Genomic DNA, 23,388 nt, shown 5'->3' on the forward strand with positions numbered 1-23,388 from the left:
TTCTTTGTTTAATCGGGCATATTTAAAAACGCCTTACCACTTTTTACCCAACACTTTGTCGAAAATAGCAGCGCTTATCCACAGCAAAAATTTGACATTGCAGATTGCCCAGTGCTTTAATGTGTGGGTATTTTGGCCATGGATGGCGGCCGCGATGTTGCTACCTTGGAAGTAGTCAATGAAGTTGTGATGGCAAGAGTCTTTAGCATCGACATTCCTTTTCGCGACAAAATGTACATCGCGCTGGTTAGCGTTACCGAGCGGGGGCACGACCTGCATTGCACGGTACGGTATATCGATAAAGGATTGAAGTATATTTTGTCGGGCGACAAGCTGGTATTTACCCTGCAGCAAGGATTGAAGACACCCCAACATTTACCCAACGAGCTTGCGCAAAGCCTGGTGGAGTGTACCACCATTGCCATCGCAGATTATTTTCATCATCGGGCCTGAGTTTTTTAGTTACACCCATATGTTCTCTGTTCCATTTTCCCCTGCTTTTTAGCACGGGTTTTTGTTGGTAAAATAGCGACGCTTCAGCTTTTCGATATCTATACAACAGAAACTTCACTGTTCGTCTTATTGAAGGGCTTTTTCCGGTGTGCATAACCCAATCATATCGAAGCGTAGGCGTCGCCGCAAAAAGCTGGCAGGAGAATAGCACCCTATTAATTGCGGCATTTTTCCACACCTCTATTTATAGCCAGTAAGCAGAAAAACTATTGATTTACAAAGCGCTATATCATTCTTGCCAGTTGCCTCTTTTTTCCACAGACCCACCGGCACCAATGCGACATCATTTTTTCAAATAATGTGTGCAAATTTATAGTGGCCGTTAAGGGTGATTGATGGAAAATTGCGGTGTTGCTGCTTCCGAAGTTACAACTTCACTTAATTTCCGTTTTTGCCTTGCGGCTTGCAAACACTACACTTGCCATCATTAATAGCTATTCGTAACAGCGGAGGATCATTGTGCAGCAACAGTTGAAAAAAGCAACAACAGAAGTTTCAAAAAAGGGGCCAGGTAGCCTGACCATTTCTATTGCTGGCCGGCGCATTTTGCTACACGGATCCTGGAACTGGGAACTGCGTAGCGATGCTGTTTTTTGCAGCGATGTTATGTCCTTTCCACCCGATTTTGAAGGCACCAAAGGCATCATCCATCCCGAGGATAAACCCAGGGTTGTAGCTGCATTGGAACTGCTGCAAAATATGGGTGCAGATCAACTCGACTTTCGATTGATCACCACGTACGGGGAGATCAAAACACTTTCTGGCCGCAACATTTACCTGGATTTGGAAAGCCAGCCGCCGGCGATTGATATAGTCAACAACTCATGGGTTGCAGCCACCGATGAACTAGCTGGTAAAAAAGAAGCAGCCTTGCTTCGGTTGCGCCAGGCCCTATCGGAAACGGCCGAAAGGCAGCAGGGCTCCGGCACTTGGTACATCAACAAAAGCACAGGCGAAACCTGGTTTTCCGATGGCGTGTTCCGCATTCATGGATTGGCGCCGCAAAGCCTCAATGCGCATCCCAACACATTCAATTCTTTTATCCATACCGATGACCGTGGGGCCGTGCTCGAGGCCTATGAACATGCGTTTATCGAAGGCATTCCGCTGCATATTGAGTACCGCATTCTGCAGGCTGGTGGCGGTTTGCGTTATGTGCGCCAGCTTACGGGCTGGAGCTTTAACGAGCTGGGCCAGCAGATATTCAGCGGCGCCGTGGCCGATGTTACCGAACTGGTAGAGCTGGCCGGTGCTGCCGACGCTGCCGAAACCAATGTGCAGCTTCACCAGCAATTGGTGCAATTTGCCGAGCGGGAAGCTAATGCTGGTTACTGGTTCATGAACCTGGTGACCCGCAAAACAGTTTTCTCGCCCAACTACCAGCGCATGCACGGCATCAAAACACCGTATGTGCCGAGCCACAAAACCTTTTTCGACTTGGTGCACCCCGACGATGGCGAAAAAATAGAGGCCTTGGTTCAAACGGTGTACAACCGGCAACAACTGCCCGAAACAGAATACCGCATCATCAGGCCCGATGGCCGGCAGCGTACCCTGCGGCTTATCGGTAAACTGTACGCGAACCGGGGCAGCGAGCCCATCATGATGGGTGTTGTTACCGATGTAACAGCCATCAAAACGTTGGAAAAAAACATACAGGAACTGGGTGAAACCATTTCGCTGCAAAACATAACTACCGAGGCTGCCGAACAAATTGCCGCCATCAGTTCGGTCGTCTTTTTTCCTAATGGCAACATGCACTGGAGCGAAGGTTTTTACCGCCTGTTGGGATACAAGCCGCAGTCGGTGGAGCCGCTTTTGATTAACTGGCAAAAAACGGTGCACCCCGAAGATGTCAAATCATTTGGCGAAGCCATTACTTTGGCGCAGCAACAACAAGCTGGAGACGAACTGGTTTTCCGGGTGCTCAGCAAGGCCGGGCCGCGGCAGTTGCGGCTTTCTTTCCGGCAGGTTTTGCAAGACGGACGAAGCACCATAGTGGGCATTGTGCAGGATATTACCGCCCAAAAGGCACTACAGCAACAGGCAGCTGGCAGCGAACGATATGCGTCGCTGCTGGAAGAAGTAAACCAGGATCTTTTGGTGCTCACCAATACCGAAAACACCATCATTAGTTGGAATGCTGCAGCAGAAATAAAGACCGGCATCCGCCGGGCCGATGCGCTAAACAACAACCTGTTCGATGTTTTCCCAACCTTGCGCACCGAAGCATTTGTGGCCGCGCTGCAGCAGGTATTTGCCGGAGGCGAAATATCGGTGGCGCAAACCCGCAACGCTTATCTATCCAAATCGCACAGCTACCAGCTTGTTCCATTTAGCGATGAGGCGGGCGCCCTGCAGGGTGTGCTGCACGTGGTACGTGATATTTCCAGGGAAATAGAAATGCAACAGCAGCTCCGCGAACGGCTGGCATTTATCGAAAACCTGCTCGATGCGACCGTTGACCGTATTGTGGTGCTCGACCGCGACATGAACTACCTGTACTGGAACCCCAAAGCCGAAGAGTACTACGGCATGAGCAAACAACGGGTTTTGGGTAAAAACATTTTGGAGGTTTTCCCTGCTTTCCGCAACGATCCGGGCTACCCCGAATTTCGGCAGGCGCTAAAAGGCGAAACGGTGTACCTGCCTGCTCATGTGCAGGGCGGCGAGTATTACGAAACTTACCTCATTCCAATAAAAGATGACGCTGGCGTAAACGCGGTGCTTTGGATTGTGCACGACCTGGGCAGCGAGCTGAAACTGCAGCAGGAGCGGGAAAACAGCCTGCGCATTTTGCAGGAACAACACCGCCGCCTCAACGAAGCACAGAGCATTGGTAAAGTGGGCAGTTTTGAATGGACCGTTGGCGCCGAGCTAACGCATTGGAGCGACGAACTGTACCGCATCAATGGCCTTGAACCCGGCAGCGAAGAAATTACTTTGGATAAGGTGGACCAGTTTGTTCACCCCGATGATGATGCAGCGCTGCAGGCGCTAAAAAAACAATCACTACAACATCCCGGCGATTATAAAATGACGCACCGCATTGTGCGTCGCGATGGCCAGTTGCGCTGGATCAACCACGAGTGGGAAAGCATAGCCAACGAGCGGGGCGAAGTGGTGCGGGTAACCGGCATTGTGCAGGATATTACCGAACAGCAAATGGCTGAAGCGCAGCTTCGGGAACGTACCCACTATCTCCGGCGCATTCAGGAAACCGTTCCTGATATGATCAGCATTACAGAACTAGCAACCAGAAAGTATACTTACCTCAATTCCGAGGCCTTTTTTGCCGACGGATTTAATACGGAAAGGCTCAACACTAAAAGTCCTGAAGAACTGGCTGCGATCCTTCATCCAGAAGACCGGCAAACTGTTGCAGCTTATTTTCAAAAACTATCCTGCGCATCTGACGATGAAGTACTAACTGCGGAATACAGGGCAAAAGACGATGCCGGCCAATGGAAATCTTTTTTTGTAAGGGGGCGTGTATTTCAGCGTGATGCATCTGGTGTTGTAACCCATGTCCTGAATGTTATTGAAAATATTACAGAAAGAAAAAGATCGGAAAATGAAATTAGGGCCAGCCGTGAACTGCTGAAAGCCACCATCGATAGTTCGCTGGATATGATACAGGTATTTGAGGCGGTGCGTGATGAATCAGGCGCAATCGTTGACTTTAAGTATACGCTGCTGAACGAAGCCGCAGAAAAATGGATGCCCGATGCCATTGGCAAAAGCTTATTGGCGCTACAGCCCGGCGTTGTGGAAGAAGGCATTTTTGATGCCTTTAAACAAGTGGTAGAAACCGGCACGCCCCAGCACTACGAAAAGCATTACCAGCACGAGCAGTTCGATGGCTGGTTCGATCAAATGCTGGTAAAAGTGGGCGATGGATTTGTGATGAACACCGACGACATCACAAGCCGCAAGCAAGCCGAACAGGAAGTGCTGCGCCTCAAAGACCGGGTGGCGCAAAAAGCAACCGATAAATATTATTCGCTGTTCAACACCATGCAAAGTGGGCTTTCCATTTTGGAACTGATTTACGACGATGCAGGAAAGCCCTCAGACTTGCGTTGGGTGGAAGTAAACCCGGCGTTTGAAAAAATAATTGGGTTGAAGGGTGTCGAAGGCCGGCGCACCAGCGAATTTGTTGCTACCGAGCAATACTGGCTCGATGTGTACGACCGGGTCATCAAAACCGGCGAATCCATCGAATATGAAAACTACCATGCCGATTTAAATCAATGGTTTCGTACGCATACTTCAAGAGTTGGTGGCCCGGAAAACAATACGGTAGTCAACTTGTTTGAAGATGTGACCGAACGTAAAAAAGCAGAGGCGCAACTACAAGAGTTTACACGCTTGCTGGAACAACAAGTGGCTGAGCGAACCAACGACTTGGAACGCAGCCGCGGTGCATTGGAACAAACGATGGCTGTATTGCAACAAGCCGAAGAACTGGCGCAGATCGGCAGTTGGGAATATAATAGCAGCACCGCCTCATTTACCTGCAGCGAGGGCATGTACCGCTTGCTGGAGCAAACGCCTGGCGAAGTGTTGCATCCAGATGTTTACCTAAAATATGCTACCGATGATTCTAAAGCCACTGCCGAAAAAGTGGTGCGCCTCATTAAAGAAGCGCAGTCTCCATTTGAAGAAACCCTGCACCTGCGGGTAAACGGCGCTGAAAAAATTGTACGGGTAAAAGCAAACGTAACCGGCGAAAGCGACAGTAAGGACAGGAAAATAATCGGTGTCAACCTCGATGTTACCAACATCAGCACTGCCGAAGAAAAGATCAGGGAAAGCCAGAACCTGTTGCGCCAAACTACGCTGGCTTCGCAGGATGCCATCACCTTGTACGACCTGGAGTTGCGCCAGCCGGTGTACCTCAACGACCGCCTGCCCATGTGGTTGGGCTACTCAGGCCAGCAGCTGGCAGAAATGTCCTTTGAGCAGCGGCTGCAGCTCATTCATCCCGATGACCAGCAAGGATTGCTGGCCTTCAATGCAGGCCTGCGCATAGCCGACGGCAACGGCGTGCAAACAATCGATTACCGGCTGCTCACCGGCGATGGTACATACATGTGGATTCGCAACCGTTCCCGCCCGTTTACCCGCAACCAACAAAACAAGCCACGCTATGTGTTGAGCGTGCTGCAGGATATTTCGCAGGAAATGGAACTGCGCCGGCAGCTGGTGGAGCGTACCAGCTACACCGAGTCGCTGGTTGATTCGAGCATCGACCGCATTTGTGTGTACGACCGCAACTACACCATCCTTGCATGGAACCGCCGGTTTGAGGAATTGGTGGGTGTAAGCAAAGAAGAAGCGCTGGGCAAAAATTTTAAAACACTATTCCCGAGGCTTTTTGAAAATAAAACTCTGGGTGGCGCCATGGAGCAGGCTTTTAGCGGCGAGTTGGTGCACCTGCCGCCACACAAGGCAGCTTATGCCAAAGGCTACCACGAACGTTTTTACATACCGCTAAAAGATGGGCAGGGCGAAACTTATGCAGTGATGTTGGTGGTGCATGATGTGACCGAAACGGTGATGCAGCAAATGGCGCTGAAAGAGCTGAACCAAACACTGGAAAAACAAAACCGCGACCTGGAAGCCAAGAATGAAGAGATCATTTCTTTTGCATTTGTGGCCAGCCACGACCTGAAAGAGCCGGTGCGCAAACTGCACAATTTTACCGATCTGCTGGCGCAAAAAGAAGGGGCCAATCTTTCCAAAGAAGGCAAAGACCTGTTGCAGCGCATGGATGCTTCGGTAAAACAACTCGATTTTTTGCTGGCCGATATTTTGGAACTAACCCGCATTGGCGCAGAAAACAAAGGCTTTGCCCAAACCGACTTGAATAAAGTGGTTGCGAAAACCCTGGCCGACCTCAATGAAGAGGTGGCACGATCTGGTGCGACAGTTTTGTATCGCAGTTTGCCAACAATAAGGGTTATTGAAAAACAGGTGTTTTATCTTTTTAAAAACCTGCTCATCAACGCCATCAAGTTCCAGGAGCCGCGCAACCAACCGGTAATAAAGATCAGCGCCACGGAAGTGGCCGGAACTGAAGTGCCGGGCGGAGATGCAGGAAAAACGTATCAATGCATTGCCGTGGCCGATAACGGTATTGGCTTTGAGTTGCAATACAAGAAAAAAATCTTTCAAATGTTCCGGCGGCTGCACAACCGGCAGGCGTATGCGGGCACCGGCATCGGGCTCACCATTTGCCGCAGGGTAATGGACAATCACCAGGGCTTTATTGATGTTGCCAGCGAACCGGGCAAGGGCGCTACGTTTTATTGCTACTTTCCTGTGTGATTTTAGCAGGTACTTTGAGAAAATGTTGCGTGCAAACAGACTAAGTTTATTTGGGGGTAAAATACTTTGCGCCTGGCTTAAAAAAAAGCTGCCAGGCCAAAAGGCCCGGCAGGGATTTGTGTGTTAAGCGTGCATGTATACAATGGTTCAAATTCAATTTTGGTTGCAGGCCGGTGCAGGTGGCGTTAATGCTTTGATGTTTGCCTGAATAAAAATCGCTGCGCTATTTGCGGGAAGATCAAATACAAAAAGAGCCCAATGTTCTTGCTCTATTCGGTCCACAATCACCTGCATTTTGACCTGCACTTTTTCAAATTACTTAGCTTTTTATTGTAGTTAAAAAGAAGATGTCCCCCTTTAAAATGAAGGTTTGTGGCAACGGCCCGTTTTTCTCATTGTGGAAAACCTTGCCGCAAAAAACTGGCATAAAAAAAAGGCAGCACCATTTTGGCGTTGCCTTTTTTTATCCAAAAATTAAATTCGTAATCCTTTCTTATTGTGGATACGTTACGCCGGCTTCCATGCCCAGCGAGTCGTGGTAGGGGTGGTGCTGGTACCTGTCTTTGTCCGTGTTCAACTTGTGCAGCCAATGCATGGCTGCGGCAGCTATAAGGCCGCCGGCCAGGTACAGGCCAAACGTCATGCTTTGCGATGCTTTAGAGCGGTGCGACGGTGTAGCTAACAGTCCCATGCGCTGCGGCACCAGCAATGCGCCCAGGCCGGCAGCCACACCCAGCGCGGCGCCACGGGCCCATGCATATTTCATGGTGCCGATGCCGGCAATGCTGTAATACAATGCATTGCTCACCAGATCGCCGGCGAGGGCCATACGATACAGCTTTTTAGGCGATGGCGGCAGCTTGCCATTTTCGGTAAATGCGCGGCCAATAGCTTCCATTCCCAACAGGTCCATGCGGGGCGCCTGCGGAACAATTTTTTTAACCGATTCGTGAATCAATGTGATGGCACAGGCCCCAGGAGCCCGCCTCCAAGTGCTATAGTTGGTTTCATGTACAATCAATTTGTCGTTTATATAAAAAATCAGTGCCAGAGTTGGGAGGAGACGGAAGACGGAGGTCCGAAGACCGAAGACGATTTCGGATTTCGGATTTCGGATTTCGGAATCCGGAATCCGGAATCCGGAATCCGGAAAAATGAAACCCTAATAAGATAAAGCATTGTGCTGGTATTGTCTTCTGAATGCAACTAAAATTCTTTCCCGTCTCTTCCGTCCCATCTTCCGTCTTCCGACCTCGGACTTCCGACTTCCCTCTCCTCCCTCTCGTCTTTTCCCCATCTTTGTTTGTTCATACTACCATATGGCTACAGTACTCATTACCGGCGGAACCGGGCTGATCGGAACGGCATTGACCGAAACATTGGTGCAAAAAGGCTACGATGTGATTGTGCTGACCCGCAAACTGCCGGAAAAGGGCCAGGCGTCCAATCTAAAAATCCGTTATGCGCAATGGGATATTGCTGCCCAAACCATCGACACTGCAGCGGTACAGGCCGCCGATTATATCGTGCACCTGGCCGGTGCTAATGTAGCCCAAGGCCGCTGGACGGAAACTCGGAAAAAAGAAATCGTGTCCAGCCGGGTTCGTTCGGGGCAATTGCTGGTAAAAGCCCTTTCCGAAACACCCAATAAGGTACGGGCTGTGGTGGCTTCCTCTGCCATTGGCTGGTACGGCCCCGATCCGCAGGTGCCCAACCCTCGGCCTTTTTTAGAAACCGATAGCGTGGACGGTGCGTTTTTGGGCCGAACCTGCAAACAGTGGGAAGACAGCATAACGCCGGTTGCCGCAATGGGCAAACGCCTGGTGATCTTTAGAACAGGGATTGTATTGAGTACGGAAGGCGGTGCCTATAAAGAATTTAAAAAGCCGCTGCAGTTTGGCATCGCCGGCATTTTGGGTTCGGGCAAACAGGTGGTGAGCTGGATCCACATTGCGGACATTGTGGGCCTGTACGTAACGGCGCTGGAGCAGCAACAATGGCAAGGTGTGTATAACGCTGTGGCGCCCAATCCGGTGAGCAATAAAGAGTTGGTATTGGCCATGGCCGCTGCAAAAGACGGCATCGCCATCCCGGCACCGGTTCCGGAATTTGCTTTAAAAATTGCCTTGGGCGAAATGAGCATCGAGGTGCTCAAAAGCGCTACCGTCAGCAGCGCCAAAGCCCAAAAGGAAGGGTACACGTTTATTTTCCCCGAAATTGGGGCTGCGACCAGAAACCTTGAAGGAAAATAAAACGGAAAAGAAAAGCGCTGAACAGGCGCTTTTTTTATGCTCTTTTCAATATCTGTAGTTCCGCTTCTTTCAATCCCAGCTGCATGTCTATTTCCGATATCATATCCGAAACGTCATCGGCGCTCATGCCATCAGGGTACAGGTTCAGGGTTTGTTTCATCGCAGAAAGGGCCGCCATCATGCCTATTTTTACCAGTTCATCTGCTCTTTCCATTACGCACATTTTTAGGTAAACAATAGGCTACAAAAGCCAAACTATGTGCCAGCAATAGGGAAGGCTTCCGGCTTGCATTTTCCATGAGTTTTTCACTCACGATCAACAGGTGCAGGCAAAGCAAAGCCCGGCTATTGCATTAGGTAAAAAACATATATACTTTGGCGTGTATGTTCCGGCCACCATACCGTTACGCCTATTCATTTACCTAAAAGCCTTGTTATGCCTACCAACAAGCCCAAACGCAACAGCAAAACTTCTGCTGCATCCAACACCAATAAATCAACCGGCCAGGCCGCCGCTTTAGGCGCTTCAGCTGCCGCGGCTTCTGTGGAAGACCTGCTCCTTGCCGCTATGGAGCGGGGCGGCGATACTATGGAAACCGGCCGCTACATTGTAACGTTTAAAGAAGGCGTTGAAAAAGAAGGCATTGAAACGCTGAGCAACGCCGGCATGCGGGTGGCGGATGCCCGGGATTTCAACGAGTCGGCTGTAATGCTCGAATCGGTTGGCGATGCCGATGCAGTGGTTTTCCCGGAAATCGGCGCGGCACTCATCAGCGGGCAAGCCGCACAGGAACGCCAAATGTCTTCGGCTATGGAATTGGAAACCGACAGCGCTTACCAATCCGTTGACCCTGAATATTTTGTTTTTGCCGATGAAGTATACAACGAAGTGCTGCGGGAATTGGGCACCACCACTACCGAAAAAAATGCCGGCGACTACCTGCGTGGATTTTTGGCGGCAGCCGAAGCCATTGCCAAGGACCTGGCCGCTGCACGCATGGAAAAAGCAGTAGAAGAAGCCGATGTGGATACGCAGGTGTTGGGCGCTACTTGGGGCTTGCGGGCCTGCCGGGTGCCTACCAGTCCGCGCAGTGGCGTGGGTATTAAATTAGCCGTGCTGGACACCGGCATGGACATCGGCCACCCCGATTTTGCAGGCCGCAATATAGCCGGCGTTTCGTTTGTGGGCGGCCAGCCCGTGCAGGACCTGAACGGCCACGGCACCCATTGCATTGGCACAGCCACTGGCCCGAAAGCGCCTGCAGGCACCACGCCGCGCTACGGCATAGGCTACCGCAGCCTTATTCGTGTGGGCAAAGTGTTGTCTAATTCCGGCTCGGGTACGCAGGCCGGTGTACTGGCCGGCATGAACTGGGCCATTGCCAACCGCTGCCCTGTCATTTCCATGTCATTGGGTTCGCAATCGCCGGTGCACCCTGCATATACGGCTGCCGGCCAAGCGGCGCTCAACAATGGTTGCCTCATCATCGCTGCTGCGGGCAATGCTTACCGGCAACAAACAGGCTCGCCAGCCAATTCGCCCACCATCATGTCGGTGGCATCACTCAACCCCAACCTCACGCCGTCTGATTTTTCCAATGCCGGTAAAATAGATATTGCCGGTCCCGGCCGCGACGTGTTTTCCACCTGGTTCCGGCCGAGAAAGTACCACACCATTTCGGGCACCAGCATGGCTACACCACATGTAGCCGGCTGCGCAGCATTGTGGGCCGAAACCTCGCCCAACCTGAGGGGACTCCAATTGTGGCGTAAGCTGCAAGCTACTGCCCGCAGGCTGCAATATGCGGGCAGCCTGGTAGGAGCGGGGTTGGTGCAGGCACCGCAGATTTAATTTCAATAACTTTAATCCCGCTGCACTGCAGCGGGATTTTTATTTACAACCAATCAAAAGTTATGGCTGCCGATAAAAAAAACTGGATCGTGATTGCCTCCGGCGACCGGCCGTTGACTGAAATATCGGACGAGTTGAGCGGCAAAGGTTTTAAAGTGGGGCAGGTGTTGGAAGCCATCGGGCAAATTACCGGTGAAAGTGACGCCGAGGTTTCCAAGGATGAATTGCAGGTGGCTGGCGTTGCCGAAATTGTGCCTATGGGCGGCGATATTCAACTGCCCGGTCCTGAAGAAGATTTGAGTTGGTGAAAGGGCTGAAGCAGCATTTATTTATGCCATAGGCGATGCTTGCCCGCCGCCCGCCGTTCGGTGATCTTCATGGAATACATTAGTAAATTCACCTACTACTGCAAACCGGTTCTCGAACCGCAGCCGGTGCAGTTTCAATTGATGAACATCGCTGGTCAGCACACGCCGGTGCATGGGGTGCATGGTGCCGCCTTTCAGCCCTGCTGGCACCGCCGGGTCGTACTGAAATTCTGGATCTACTAAAGTGCCCCGCGGGTACATAATACCAGGCCGACCCAAACCCCGCAGATCGAGGTTGTGCGGGTGGTCGAGGCCAAGCGTGTGACCGTATTCATGCGCTGCAGTTGTTGAACCGGCATATAAATTTTCCAGTAAAAAATAACCGCTGTTGCAGCCCACGCCGTCTACAAAAGAAATGTTGCCCAGGATGAATGGCTCAATGCGGAAAAAATTGTTGCGCGGGTCTACATTTTGGTACACTTCCAAATCGCTAATGATTGGCTGAACCGAAGCTGTAATGCGAAAGTTTACCGTTATCAAATGATCCCTCCACTGTACTTGCGCTTTGGGTTCATTCCATAAGGTTTCCGTTTCTTCTCTTAGTTGCGCCGTAAGTTCGGGTGTGGCTGCACTGCCATAAAACACGAAATGTGAATGGATGATTAGTTGCTTATGCTCTGGTTGTAATTCTGCTGCACCCATTGCGTATTTTATATAAATTTCATTCCACTTGAATTGAACAATTAAATTCATAACTGACAACTTACCATATAGGATTTATGCTTGTTCTTCCTGGTAGTCTTGTTCAGTATTAATGTTCCATATACTTTCTTTTTCCCGTATGCCGGCAATAATATTGTCTACGGCAGTCATGGCTGTGAGCATGGAGTGGTCGGCATTATTGTACTTGTGCATTCCGTTTCTTCCGATAAGAAATAGGTTGTCAAATGTGTCGACAAACTTACGAACCAGTGGAAATTGGTCATAAGCCCCGAAATAAGCTGGATATGTTTTCTCCACCCTTATTACAGTATGGTCAATCACATCCACAGCTTTAATAAGCTGCATGCTGCACATTTCGCCAACGGCCATTTTAATTAAAGCGTCATCGTCCATTTGCCAGATGTCATCACCTTGGTTGCAAAAATATTCCAGTCCCAGCCAAACTGTATTTGGATCAAGCACCATGTGAGGACTCCAGTTATTAAATATCTGTAACCGCCCCACACGTACATCTTTTTCCTGGATATAAATCCAGTTGTCCTGGAACAGCCTGCTTTCTGTACCTGTATTCATGCGGTTGACCAGTAAGCCCACCGTTATAAAATCCCGGTACTGCAACTGGCTGGCAACTGATGCTACCGGTTTTGGGACCATATTTCCCATCGCTGCAATCAGATCTTTCACCGGCATGGTGGAAAAAAACAAGTCGCCGGAATAGTGAACCGTTTCTTTTGCTTTTGTAACCGCTATCACAGAATAGATTTGCTGGTGCTCCCATTCAATTTTTGCAACGTCCAGATCAAAATGAATTTCGCCGCCCATTGCTATGATGCGGCGGGCCACTTCTTCCCAAAGCTGCCCCGGGCCAAGTTTTGGATACAGGAACTGCTCAATTAACGATGTCGTCGTATTCTTTTGTGCCAGATCGTTTAGCTTTCCGGTACCCAGCTTCAATTTGATGGCATTCAACAAGGCTTTGGTGATGGATAGTTCTTTAATGCGCTGGGCTCCCCATTCGGCAGGTATTTTATTGCAGGCAATACCCCACACTTTTTCGGTGTAGGCCTTAAAAAAAGTGTGATATAATTTCTTGCCAAACCGGTTGATAAAAAAATCCTCGAGTGAATGTTCTTTTCGGGGCGCTGCTTTACTTGCCAGATAAGAAAAAATGATTGCAGTAATTCTTGACAGACCAAGCTTTGATGCAGTGTCCCATGAAAAAGTAATTGGGTAGGAAAAGAATTTTTTCAAAAAATAGATGCGTGATACCCGTTTGCGTATCAGCATCACCAGGTCTTTGTTGCCTGATGGAGGTTTTTGAAAACTTCTTGGTTTCAGGTCCTTGGTCTTATTGTGATATTGGAGGACGACCGATTCATCAATATTATCTTCCAATGCCATGATCTGCAGCCACCAGGCCATTACACGGTCTGATTTGGAGAAAAAGCGGTGCCCGCCAATATCAATCCGGTTGCCCTTATAGTTGATGGTTTTGGAAATGCCGCCAACCTCACTGCTTTTTTCAATGATGATGGGTTTGATATTGGTACGGAGTAATAGTTCGTAAGCAGCAGTTAAACCGGCAGGGCCTGCACCTACTATAATGGCTCTTTGAGGGGGCATCTCATTCAATTCCTCGTATTTTTTTATAAAAAAATTCTATGTGCTTAATAAGTAACTTCTGTATTATTCTTTTCTAAAAGTTTATTGGACATTTTTATAAATTAAAACGGCATATTGCCTTATCTCATCTGGCTTTCGGCGCCACAGTTTTATTGCCAATGGATTTTTCTCAATAAAAGTTTGTCCCCAAAGTGAGCTGGTTGTAATTGCAAAGTTACCGGTATGCGGTTGGTCGGCAGTCGGGTAGCTGAATTCGGGGTGGTTTTTTAAAAACGTTGCCAGGTAGTCTTCGGATTGATGATAATCGATAGCACCTTCACCAATATACCAGTGTGCTGTTTTTTTATCTCGTATAAATTCGTTGGTATAAGGCAGCATAAAAGGAAAAAAATAGCCAACTGATAAAATTGTCCACAACGCTCCGCAAATAAAAACGCGGTGAAAGCTTAGGCGTTCCAGCCATTTTGCAAGTTGACTGATGCCAACACCGACAGTTATAAAAAGTAGCGGCTGCACTGCCAGCATATGTCTGGCCCCGATTTGAAATTGGTTGAAGAGCCCACTAAAAAAGAAATAGAATAGAAAAGTAAAAGCAGCTATGAACGCTAATTTGTTTTTGTATACGCCAAAAACAAGAGTGATGAGTCCAAGGAAAAAAAGAATCAGCGGAAACACAGGAGTCTTCAAAATTAGCAGCACCCAATAGTAATACCATTTAGGTCCATCGTTGAAGTAGAACTTGTTAAACAGGTATGGTCCTCCATAGAAAGTTCTATGTTCATCCGGCAAGTTGGGGTCGCTATGAAAACTGAGCATGTCCATCGCCTGAACAACGTTGTGTGGAAGGGGGATGGGTACCGACCCAACCCATGTTTTTTCCAACTCCCTGAATTTTGCACTTTGCAGTTCATGGTCATGGAGACTGGTAAACCGTTGATCGAAAGGGTAACAAAGATTGATGGTTAGTAAAATGATACATACTGCAAGGGCACTTTTTTTTATTATACCCATGATCTGGTTCGACTGAAACAATTGTTTATAGCCAATGATCAAAAATGCAAGCATCAGTCCGGCCACGGCTGGAATAAACGAGAATTTACAGGCAATCCCAAGGCCCATTAAAACCGACGCACCAATTAGATGCTTGAGCTTTTGCTCAGTAAAATACGCCCATCCATGATAGACAAGTGCAATTGTAAACATGCCTACCGGCAGATCAGATATAAACAGCGTTGCGTACGACAACCACAGTGGATCAATAATGGCAAAAGGAAATGCTAACATCGCGTAAGGCAGGTCTAGCTTTTTTAGTAAAATCCACAGGTATACCAATGCAACAATTGAAAAACAAAGCACGATCAGACGGCCGTTGAGCAAATCCGAATTGCCGCCATCATTTTTCTTTAAGTCTGTGTTGAATAGTTGTGTGATCGCCCGTGGCAATAGTCCTATCGATAAAATGGAGGTTTTGCTGTCGTCCCATTTACTTGATCGTACAGCATTGCCTTTCAAGCAACGAGCGGCATAGCTGTAATATCCGCGTTCATCGCCGTTGATGCTTTTAAATGTTGACCCATTTACGGACAAAAGAATGTGCAGCAAAATCAACACAAACAAGAACTTGGATCTTTTGAGCTGTGCATCAATATCCTTAAGGTGGGCATATCTGGTCATGGACAAAATGCTGAATGAAACGCGAAGGTATTCATTGCCAAGAGTCGGGTATGAAGCAAATTTTTGGAAAAGCAAATTGCTTTAATGATTAAAAGCACTATGATTTTTAAGTATGGTCGGACCTTTAGTCTATTGTGATCAAGTTAAAACAGTTATTTACATGCCATGCTTTGTTTAAAAAGCACGCTACTTTGATAGCAGTTTGGTTTTAATTAAAATGACAAAGGCTGCACCTAAATGCAGCCTTTCTTTTATGATCGGTTTCCTATTCGAAAAAATCAGTTTTAAAATAAAATACACTACTAGTTCCGCACCGGCTTTCCGCCCTTTAGCACGCTTTGAATGCGCTCCAGGCTTTTGCGTTCGCCGCAAAGGGAGAGAAACGCTTCCCGCTCCAAGTCCAGCAGGTATTGCTCCGGCACCAGTGTTGGTTCGCTCAGGTCGCCGCCGCACATTACATAAGCCAGCTTGCGGGCTACCAAGGCATCGTGCTCGGTGGCGTAGCCGGCCTGCGCCATGCCGTGGATGCCGGAATAAAGGGTACCCAACGCCGTGCGGCCCAGCACCTTGATGTCTTTGCGTGGCACCGGCGTTACATAACCGCTATGGTGCATTTCGAGCACCGAACGTTTGGCCTCCGAAACGCGGCGGCTTTGGTTCATCACAATTTCGTCTAGCCCTTTCCGGTAGATGCCCAGCCCAAATGCTTCGTGTGCCGAGGTGGCCACTTTTGCAGTGGCGATGGTCAAAAACCTGTTTTTCAGCGTGATGGTTTCCGGTTCGTCTTCATGCATTTCGTCGGATGCCCGCAGCACAAACTCCTTGGTGCCACCACCGCCCGGAATCAGGCCCACGCCCAGTTCTACCAGGCCGGTGTAGGTTTCGGCGGCAGCGCAAACTTTATCTGAATGCAGGCTCATTTCGCAGGCGCCACCCAGAGCCAATCCATGCGGCGCCACCACTACCGGCACCGACGAGTAGCGAACCCGCATCATGGTATTTTGAAACATGCGTATGGCCATATCCAGTTCATCGTACTCCTGCTCGATGGCCAGCATAAAGATCATCCCCACATTGGCGCCTGCACTAAAGTTGGCGCCTTCGTTGGCAATCACCAGCCCTTTATAATTTTTTTCTGCAAGTTCTATGGCTTTAGTAATGCCGCTAAGCACATCGCCACCAATCGAATTCATTTTGGTGCTCCATTGCAAGCCCAGCACATCATCGCCGAGGTCCACCACGGTGCTGCTGCCGTTTTGCCAAACTGGCGATTGTGCAAAATGCGCAATGGAAGTATAATCGGCGCTGCCCGGAATTTCGTTGTATGTTTTGCTCGACGGATCGTAGGCCAGCCTGCGGCCGTTTTGCAGTTTATAAAATGTTTTGTGCCCCGTTGTCAGCATGTCGTGCACCCAGGGTGCAATATGGTAACCGGCCCCTTCGGCAGCAAGCGTCATGTTTTTTACACCCAACACGTCCCAACTTTCAAAGGCGCCAATTTCCCAACCAAAACCCGCCATCATCGCATCGTCGATGCGGTACAGTTCATCGGATATTTCGGGGATGCGGTGGGAGATATAAGAGAACAGCCCGTAGTGAAAATGCCGGAAAAACTCGCCTGCCTTATCGGTGGCGGCTATCACCATTTTCAGCCGTTGCTTTAAATCGTCGATGGGTTTGGCGGCGTCAAGCGAAGCAAATTTTGGCTTTTGCCTTGGGCCGTATTCGCCGGTTTTCAGGTCCAGCGTCAGGATCTCTTTTTCGCCGCCGCTGCCTTTAGTTTTTTTGAAAAACCCCTGGCCGGTTTTATCACCCAGCCATTTTTTTTGCACCATTTGCTCCAGCCAAGCCGGAACCTGGAATTTATCCCTGGCTTCATCTTCCGGGCAACTTTCGTAAACGCCTTTGGCCACATTTACCAGCGTATCAATACCTACCACATCGGCAGTGCGGAACGTGGCCGATTTGGGGCGGCCAATAATGGGGCCGGTCAGCGCATCCACTTCGTCAATGGTCAGTCCCATTTGATCGATCAAACCAAAAATGGACATGATGCTGAACACGCCAATGCGGTTGGCAATAAATGCCGGCGTGTCTTTGGCTAGCACGGTTGTTTTGCCCAAAAAGCGGTCGCCGTAATCGAGCAAAAAATCAATGATCGCAGGGTCGGTTTCTTTTGTTGGGATGATCTCCAGCAACCGCAAATAACGCGGTGGGTTGAAGAAGTGCGTACCGCAAAAATGCTTTTTGAAATCATCGCTGCGGCCTTCATTGAGCAGGTGTATGGGAATACCCGAAGTATTGGAAGTGATGAGCGAGCACTGCTTGCGCACCGCATCCACTTTTTCGTACAATGATTTTTTGATATCGAGGCGCTCCACCACCACTTCAATCACCCAGTCGCAAGTTGCAATGTCTTTCAGGTTGTCGTCGAAATTGCCGATGGCGATCAGTTTGGCTACATCTTTATGATACACCGGCGAAGGGTTGCTTTTGATGGCGGCCTGCAGGGCGTCGGCCACAATTTTATTGCGGGCCGCTTTGTTATCGGATGTTTGCGCATCGGCAGGAACAATATCGAGCAGGAGCACGGGAAGGCCCACTCCGGCAAAATGGCAGGCAATACGGGAGCCCATTACCCCGCTACCCAAAACGGCTACTTTACGGATGGTTCTTGTGGTCATAAAAATTAGTTAGTTATGCAACTATTATTATGAAGATAATTATGATTTTGGATTTGGGATTGACGATTTCGGATTTGTTTGCACACAGTTTAGTGAAGGTTTCAGTTCAAAATCCGAAATCGGGAAATCTGAAATCCGAAATGCAACCAAGTCCTACTTTTGCGCCATTACTACTGCATATGGAAAGCGCCACCGAACCCGTTTACGTTATCCCGGCCAAATACCGCCGGATGGAAAACATGCACATTGTGTTTTGGCTTGTTAAAGACATTAGCTGGTGTTTGATCTGGGAACCGTTGGGTATTGCGATGATTGTGCCCACGCTGGCCATCGCCATCATTATTGCCTGGCGTACCCGCCACATCAAATCGGAACTGGCACACAACCTTGCTATTTTGTTTTGGATTTCGGCCAACTCGTTTTGGATGATCTCGGAGTTTTTGGAGTTTGATTCGACACCCATTTTGTTTGGCATTACGGGCAAGCATATGGCACTTATTCCGTTTGCGTTTGGTGCCCTTATTTTGGCCTGGTATTACCTGGTGCAAAAGCCCCGCGAAGACCGCGTGGAGCAGGTGGCGACGATGTAAGGCATTTAGAACAGATGAACAGACGAACAAGGAATGTTGAACAGACGAAGTTGGATCTTGGAATTATTAATTATGAATTATTGATTATTGGGTAGCGGTGATATTGAAAAATTGAACGCGAAATGGTTGGACGTAGCCCAAACCTGTTGGTAATAAAACTGTCATCATCGTTATCAATTTTCCTGTTGATCGTAGATCAACGCTGTGCGCCGGATATTTATTTGCCAAACGATTTGAAGCGCAGGTTTGGGCTACGCCCAAAATGATTTCATCATTTGATCTATTGCTACCAACAGTTGTGGGCTCTGCCCACATATTCAAACCGTAATGGCGTCCAATTCTAAAATAGTGAGCATCACCTTTTGAGATACGTGACCCTCAATTCATTATTCATAACTCAACATTCATAATTCCCAAATTCCCGGCTGCTCTCATTCGAAATTCATCATTCCTTGTTCCTTGTTCGATATTCTCTCACGAACTTCCTCTGTTCGAAATTCCTTGTTCGTCTGTTCGACATTCCCTACTCCTCAAACGGATGCCCGCGCAACAACTCCAGCTCCTCACGGTATTGCCTCAGCGCTTTTTTATTTTTCTTCACGCCTACGCCGGAGGCAAGGCCGCTCATGGTCATTTTTACGATGTAGTTAAAGAACGAACGGTCGCGGAGGCGTTCAAAATACATCAGGCTTTCGCGGCCATTATTGTTTTTGCGGATGAAAAAAGTATTGGCCAGCGTGGTCATCAGGCGCAGCAGCACTTTTGAGCGGCTGTTTTCGCCCACCTGCACAAACTTGATGCGGAGGTTGCGGTAAAAAAGATGCATTTCGCCGAAGGCCACATCTTCGCGGCCAATGGCGTTGAGGTACAGCGAATCTACCGTGCCGCTTTCAATTTGCACCGAAGCCAGCGGCGCCACCACCGGATTTAAAAACGTAAGCGATGTGGGCTTCATGCGCAGGTGCATGAGGAAGCCTGCCAGCGAATCGGTATAACTTTCTTTCAGGTTCAGGCTCAGTTGTGCCGAATCGAGCAGCAGGGCATCAATGCGCAGCGACAGCGAGTCGGACCGCGACAGGTTGCGGTTGCGGATATTGCCAATCCGGGCATTCAGGTTGGTCAAAGAAATGATGCCTTCTTCATTGCTCTTTTCAGCCAGTTCGGTGTACACCACCAGGCCATTTTGCAACACCACTTGTCCTACATCTACCGGCATGCGGATGGCTTTGATGGCATTGACCGGCAGCGGTTTGTTGATGCCGGAGCGAAACGGCGGCCGCTTGTCGCGGTAAATAGTAATTACCGGCCGCTGCAACTGAATGGTGCTGGCGGTAAATGCGCTGTCCCGCTCCAACTTATCGCGGTCGAAGCCGGTGAGTTTTACCGGCCCGGATGTAAAAGTTACATAGTCGATCTGGTAGGGCGTGGATGCAATGGTTACTTCCCTTGAGCGGGCAGGCCGGGCCGAAAATGAATCCAGCGACAAGGTTTTAGCACCAGCTTCGTAGCGGGCGCCTTCCCAATGGAGCACCGTATTGCTGTCGCGGTAAGTGGCGGTGCCGGTGCGGATCCACGCCGAGGGGTTGCGCAGCAAAGCACCAAGGCCACCCGTTTGCAGCACCAGGTTGCCCCCCGAAGCTTCCGACACCAGCAGGCGGCTGCCTTTGCCAAATGTAAACGCGTTGGGCGACAGCAAACTAACCGAATCCAGCACACCGCTCCACGCCGGTTTGCCTGTTTCCAGGCTGCGTTTTAGTTGGGATAAAACAATTCGGGCACTGCCTTTTTCCGTGCCCATGCGTACGCCATTGGGTTGGGTAAACCAGGCCGGCCCCGATTGCAACGCAATTTTGCCCACCGAAATGCCGGATGGTGCAATCGCAACATCATTTACTTGTAACAGGCCACCGTCGCTACGTGGCAATTCAAACCGGGAAAGAGAGTCGCCTTTGTGAATGGTAACCGATACCTGCGGCTCCTCCAGCCGCACCGATGCCAGTTGCAGCGACAGCGCCGGCGTGCCATTGTTTGCAGGCTTGGGCAGGTGTTGTTGCATCCTTATTTCAGGTTGTTGCAAAATGAGTTGTGGCACCTGCATGTTTCCATTCACCAAATCCGCAACATCAACCAGCGCCGAGACCCGGGGCACTTGTAAGTACAGGCTGTCCTTATTTTTTACCTGGTTCAACACCAGTTGCTGCACTTGCAAACGGCCGTCTTTTGCAAGCCGCACCGATTGTGCATGTGCACTTAAATCAGGCGTTGAAAAGGAGAGGGGCGCCGTTGCAAAATTCAATCCATCAACGCTTAGTTTGCCGCCAGCAGGCTTGCTCAATCTGGTGGCGCCCAGGCTGGAAAAAACGGTTTGTACACGGGTGCCCCTTTGCTCAAAAAGCACCCGTGTATTATTGCCCGAAATATTGCGCAGCAAAAAGGAAGAAGCGCCGCCGCCGCCTTTTTGCCCGCCGCCAATTAAACCTGCTATTTGCACGGTGCCCGACCGCCAGCTCAGGTCCTGCGCTTCAATGTTGTTGGTTTGTTTGTCAAAAATGAGGTCGCGGAGCGAAACGCCCTGCAGCTGTGCTTTTGCTCCTTTGCTGGTTAGCGACAGGTTTTGAACTAGCAGTCCGCTTTTTTCGGTAAAATCAACACCGCGCAACTGCACCGTGGCGGCGCCCAGTTGTACCGTGCCCTGGTCGAAATGCAGTTGCTCCACGCTTTGCTTGATGCCGGCTTCGGAGCGGGCCTGCAACAGTGAGGCGGTCTGGATCACCATGTCGGCATCGGCCAGTTTTATTTCGGTGCCGTTGGCCGGCAACAGGTGCATACGGCCGTTGCGCACCGTTACTTTTTGCAGGCTTAGCTGGTCCTCGGCGGTCTGGAGCGCTTCAAACAGCGACACTTTTTTGCGGCTGGCTTGGCGCCTGCCTGCTTTAAAATAAATATCGGGTTCGCCCAGTGTGGCCTGCTGCGCCTTTAGTTGCTCTTCAAACAAGAGTGCCTCCCAGTCGATGCCCTGCAACTCGAAGTATGGTATGCGGTAGCGGCGGATGCTACGGCCTGGGTTGCTCCGGGCAGTGGTAGTGGCCGTAAACTGGCGCAGCACCAGGCGGCTGTTGCGCAGTTGTATGCTGTCGAAATGGTACACCGTGGAGCTGTCTTCGTTGTACAGGCTGTAGCCCCGCACGTTCATGTCAAACTCCTGCACCGAAAGCGGCTCGGTGCTGTCGGGTTTTACCCGCAGGCCGTGCATCGAAAAATCATCGCGGCGATCGTTGGAAAGCGTTCTTTTTTTGGCGCCATTCAGCACCACGTTGAAGCCTGCTTCTTTTACGCCCACAAACTTCAGGTCGAAGTTGCCGGCCAGGTCGTTCAGCACTTCCTGCAAGTCTGGTGTTTTAATGGCAACGGCGGTGTCCTTTTTTACCCGGTTGTTGATGTCGATCTGGAACATAGGCGCCAGGCAAAACACCGAGTCGGCACGCACCATGTTTTGCCGGTACAGCGCATCAAAATCAACACCGGTGAGCAGCAGTTGTTTGAAAAAAAGATCAAAGTCGGCCCGCCTGGCCTGGCCGTCGATGGTGCTGATGGTGCAGCTATCTAATTGCAGCCGCTGGCGAAACAGCTCGAGTTCAATTTTTTTAAACGCCAGTTTATGGCGCCCATCGGGCAGCACGAGGCCCTGTTCCGGGATGAGCAGCGACACGTTTTGCACCCCAGGCAGGTACCTGTCGCGGGCTGTGGAGTCGGTTTGGCCCGGCCGGTAGTTGAGGGAAAAATCAACACCGGTGAGGCTTACCGGCGGCCGCTCGGGGCGTATTCTGTTGTATAAAATAAAACCGGCTTTGCGGATGGAAATATGTTTGAGCTCCATGGCATCGAGGCCGTCGAGCAGCGACTGGTACAGGCGGCCCATTTCGGCGGGCAGTGACACAAGATCGCGCTGATTGCTGGAGTCTTTGCGCCACCGGTAGATTTCCACTCTGGGGTTGTGCACCAGCATGGAATCGAGCAATAGCCTGCGCTGAAAAAGCAGCGGCCAGAAAGATTGAATGTGCAGTGTGAGGCGGTCGAGGCGGATGTTGTAAGTGGCGGCGTTGGCGGTGCTTTCCATCGAAATGAGGTTGCCCTGCCGCACTTCCACAAAACCGGTGAGGTAGTTGAATGAAAAGCCTTTGACCTTGAGCTGCAGGTTGCCATTGGATTGGGTGGCTACAATGCCCTCGAGGTAGCGGGCGGCGTTGCGGCTAAACCAAAAATGCAGGCCGCCCAGCAACAGCAGCAGGCTGATGCCGGTAATACCTATGATGCGGAGCCATTTTCTGCGGACGGTGCTTGCCATTGGTTTGTTCCGGGCTAAAGGTCATGATTGCAATACAAGGTACAACAGATGCCCGGAGCCGATTAACCTTTTATCATTAACTGTGCCATATAAGCGATTGGCCGCTGGGTAAAGAGCTTAGCTGTTTGCTATGGAACTTAGATACGCATGTTCGGAAGCTGCCGGTGTAGTTTGGTGTCCCATTTTTTGTAAAAAATGGAGTTGCTCTGCTTGTCATGCTGAGGGCAGCGAAGCATCTGAGTGTTGTCGATAGAACAGTTAACTAAAAGTTTGACTAATGGGAATTTCGAAACTTGTGCCGGTGCAGGCTTAGATCCTTCGCTATGCTCAGGATGACAGGGGCTAGAGCATGATTGGTGAGCAAAGTGCGTTGCAATCAAAGCGTATGGTTTCGTTGCTATTGTTTGCCACTTATTATAATCAGAGTTTGTCATGCCGAACTTGTTTCGGCATCCCCTTAGACATTCGTAAAATCTGCTAAGTGAGGGAGA

The 23,388-nt window shown here is 49.8% G+C and carries 13 protein-coding genes; 6 read left to right on the top strand and 7 right to left on the bottom strand.

Translation table 11 applies throughout. From position 1 onward, the window contains the following. Window positions 1-123 precede the first annotated feature (123 nt). Both EPD17_RS07295 and EPD17_RS07300 read left to right on the top strand, forming a co-directional pair. Complete coding sequence (locus EPD17_RS07295; RefSeq protein WP_132053021.1) at window positions 124-453, top strand: hypothetical protein; 330 nt, start codon at window positions 124-126, stop codon at window positions 451-453. A 666-nt stretch (window positions 454-1,119) separates the two neighbouring features. Further along, entirely contained in the window at window positions 1,120-6,846 is a 5,727-nt protein-coding gene (locus EPD17_RS07300; RefSeq protein ID WP_132053023.1) for a PAS domain S-box protein, read from the top strand. A 493-nt stretch (window positions 6,847-7,339) separates the two neighbouring features. Here EPD17_RS07300 and EPD17_RS07305 read toward each other — a convergent pair whose 3' ends face one another. Beyond that, window positions 7,340-7,867, bottom strand: coding sequence for a hypothetical protein (locus EPD17_RS07305; protein WP_204743348.1), 528 nt, complete (start codon window positions 7,865-7,867; stop codon window positions 7,340-7,342). Window positions 7,868-8,165: 298 nt separating this feature from the next. Between EPD17_RS07305 and EPD17_RS07310 the strand changes: the two genes are divergently transcribed. Further along, on the top strand, window positions 8,166-9,098 hold the full coding sequence (locus EPD17_RS07310; protein WP_132053025.1) for a TIGR01777 family oxidoreductase: 933 nt from the start codon (window positions 8,166-8,168) through the stop codon (window positions 9,096-9,098). Between the two features lie 34 nt (window positions 9,099-9,132). Here the strand turns inward: EPD17_RS07310 and EPD17_RS07315 are convergent, their stop codons facing one another. Next, window positions 9,133-9,312 (bottom strand): hypothetical protein, encoded by a 180-nt coding sequence (locus EPD17_RS07315; RefSeq protein ID WP_114235931.1) that lies wholly within the window; start codon window positions 9,310-9,312, stop codon window positions 9,133-9,135. Window positions 9,313-9,534: 222 nt separating this feature from the next. Between EPD17_RS07315 and EPD17_RS07320 the strand changes: the two genes are divergently transcribed. Together EPD17_RS07320 and EPD17_RS07325 are read left to right on the top strand one after the other, a co-directional pair. Further along, window positions 9,535-10,950, top strand: a complete 1,416-nt coding sequence (locus EPD17_RS07320) for a S8 family serine peptidase (RefSeq protein ID WP_132053027.1) — start codon at window positions 9,535-9,537, stop codon at window positions 10,948-10,950. Window positions 10,951-11,012: 62 nt separating this feature from the next. Then, the gene (locus EPD17_RS07325; RefSeq protein ID WP_132053029.1) at window positions 11,013-11,258 is read left to right on the top strand and encodes a hypothetical protein; all 246 of its coding nucleotides are present in this window, start codon (window positions 11,013-11,015) and stop codon (window positions 11,256-11,258) included. 21 nt (window positions 11,259-11,279) lie between these two features. Here the strand turns inward: EPD17_RS07325 and EPD17_RS07330 are convergent, their stop codons facing one another. The 4 genes from EPD17_RS07330 to EPD17_RS07345 all read right to left on the bottom strand — a co-directional run bounded on the left by EPD17_RS07330 (window position 11,280) and on the right by EPD17_RS07345 (window position 17,962). Beyond that, a complete protein-coding gene (locus tag EPD17_RS07330; protein ID WP_240040770.1) occupies window positions 11,280-12,011 on the bottom strand; it encodes a peptidase M10 in 732 nt (243 codons plus the stop codon). A gap of 24 nt (window positions 12,012-12,035) precedes the next feature. Then, window positions 12,036-13,604 (bottom strand): NAD(P)/FAD-dependent oxidoreductase, encoded by a 1,569-nt coding sequence (locus EPD17_RS07335; protein WP_132053031.1) that lies wholly within the window; start codon window positions 13,602-13,604, stop codon window positions 12,036-12,038. An 81-nt stretch (window positions 13,605-13,685) separates the two neighbouring features. Then, window positions 13,686-15,278 carry a glycosyltransferase family 39 protein gene (locus EPD17_RS07340; RefSeq protein ID WP_132053033.1) on the bottom strand — a complete coding sequence of 531 codons (1,593 nt, stop codon included), beginning with the start codon at window positions 15,276-15,278 and terminating at the stop codon, window positions 13,686-13,688. A gap of 302 nt (window positions 15,279-15,580) precedes the next feature. Beyond that, on the bottom strand, window positions 15,581-17,962 hold the full coding sequence (locus tag EPD17_RS07345) for a 3-hydroxyacyl-CoA dehydrogenase/enoyl-CoA hydratase family protein (protein WP_132053035.1): 2,382 nt from the start codon (window positions 17,960-17,962) through the stop codon (window positions 15,581-15,583). A gap of 140 nt (window positions 17,963-18,102) precedes the next feature. On the opposite strand from EPD17_RS07345, the gene EPD17_RS07350 reads away from it, so the two are divergent. Then, the gene (locus tag EPD17_RS07350) at window positions 18,103-18,552 is read left to right on the top strand and encodes a hypothetical protein (protein ID WP_240040771.1); all 450 of its coding nucleotides are present in this window, start codon (window positions 18,103-18,105) and stop codon (window positions 18,550-18,552) included. 523 nt (window positions 18,553-19,075) lie between these two features. Here the strand turns inward: EPD17_RS07350 and EPD17_RS07355 are convergent. Beyond that, window positions 19,076-22,897 (bottom strand): hypothetical protein, encoded by a 3,822-nt coding sequence (locus tag EPD17_RS07355; protein ID WP_132053037.1) that lies wholly within the window; start codon window positions 22,895-22,897, stop codon window positions 19,076-19,078. Between the last annotated feature and the right edge of the window lie 491 nt (window positions 22,898-23,388).

Origin of the sequence: Pseudocnuella soli, assembly GCF_004347775.1 — a bacterium.
Lineage (GTDB): Bacteria > Bacteroidota > Bacteroidia > Chitinophagales > Chitinophagaceae > Flavisolibacter > Flavisolibacter aquaticus.

What these genes read in the sequence shown, in the direction of transcription:
- EPD17_RS07300 (WP_132053023.1), top strand. Translation starts at nt 1,120, where the DNA reads ATGTCCTTTCCACCCGATTTTGAAGGCACCAAAGGCATCATCCATCCC.
- EPD17_RS07310 (WP_132053025.1), top strand. Translation starts at nt 8,166, where the DNA reads ATGGCTACAGTACTCATTACCGGCGGAACCGGGCTGATCGGAACGGCA.
- EPD17_RS07315 (WP_114235931.1), bottom strand. Translation starts at nt 9,312, where the DNA reads ATGGAAAGAGCAGATGAACTGGTAAAAATAGGCATGATGGCGGCCCTT.
- EPD17_RS07320 (WP_132053027.1), top strand. Translation starts at nt 9,535, where the DNA reads ATGCCTACCAACAAGCCCAAACGCAACAGCAAAACTTCTGCTGCATCC.
- EPD17_RS07325 (WP_132053029.1), top strand. Translation starts at nt 11,013, where the DNA reads ATGGCTGCCGATAAAAAAAACTGGATCGTGATTGCCTCCGGCGACCGG.
- EPD17_RS07330 (WP_240040770.1), bottom strand. Translation starts at nt 12,011, where the DNA reads ATGAATTTAATTGTTCAATTCAAGTGGAATGAAATTTATATAAAATAC.
- EPD17_RS07335 (WP_132053031.1), bottom strand. Translation starts at nt 13,604, where the DNA reads ATGCCCCCTCAAAGAGCCATTATAGTAGGTGCAGGCCCTGCCGGTTTA.
- EPD17_RS07340 (WP_132053033.1), bottom strand. Translation starts at nt 15,278, where the DNA reads ATGACCAGATATGCCCACCTTAAGGATATTGATGCACAGCTCAAAAGA.
- EPD17_RS07345 (WP_132053035.1), bottom strand. Translation starts at nt 17,962, where the DNA reads ATGACCACAAGAACCATCCGTAAAGTAGCCGTTTTGGGTAGCGGGGTA.
- EPD17_RS07350 (WP_240040771.1), top strand. Translation starts at nt 18,103, where the DNA reads ATGCAACCAAGTCCTACTTTTGCGCCATTACTACTGCATATGGAAAGC.
- EPD17_RS07355 (WP_132053037.1), bottom strand. Translation starts at nt 22,897, where the DNA reads ATGGCAAGCACCGTCCGCAGAAAATGGCTCCGCATCATAGGTATTACC.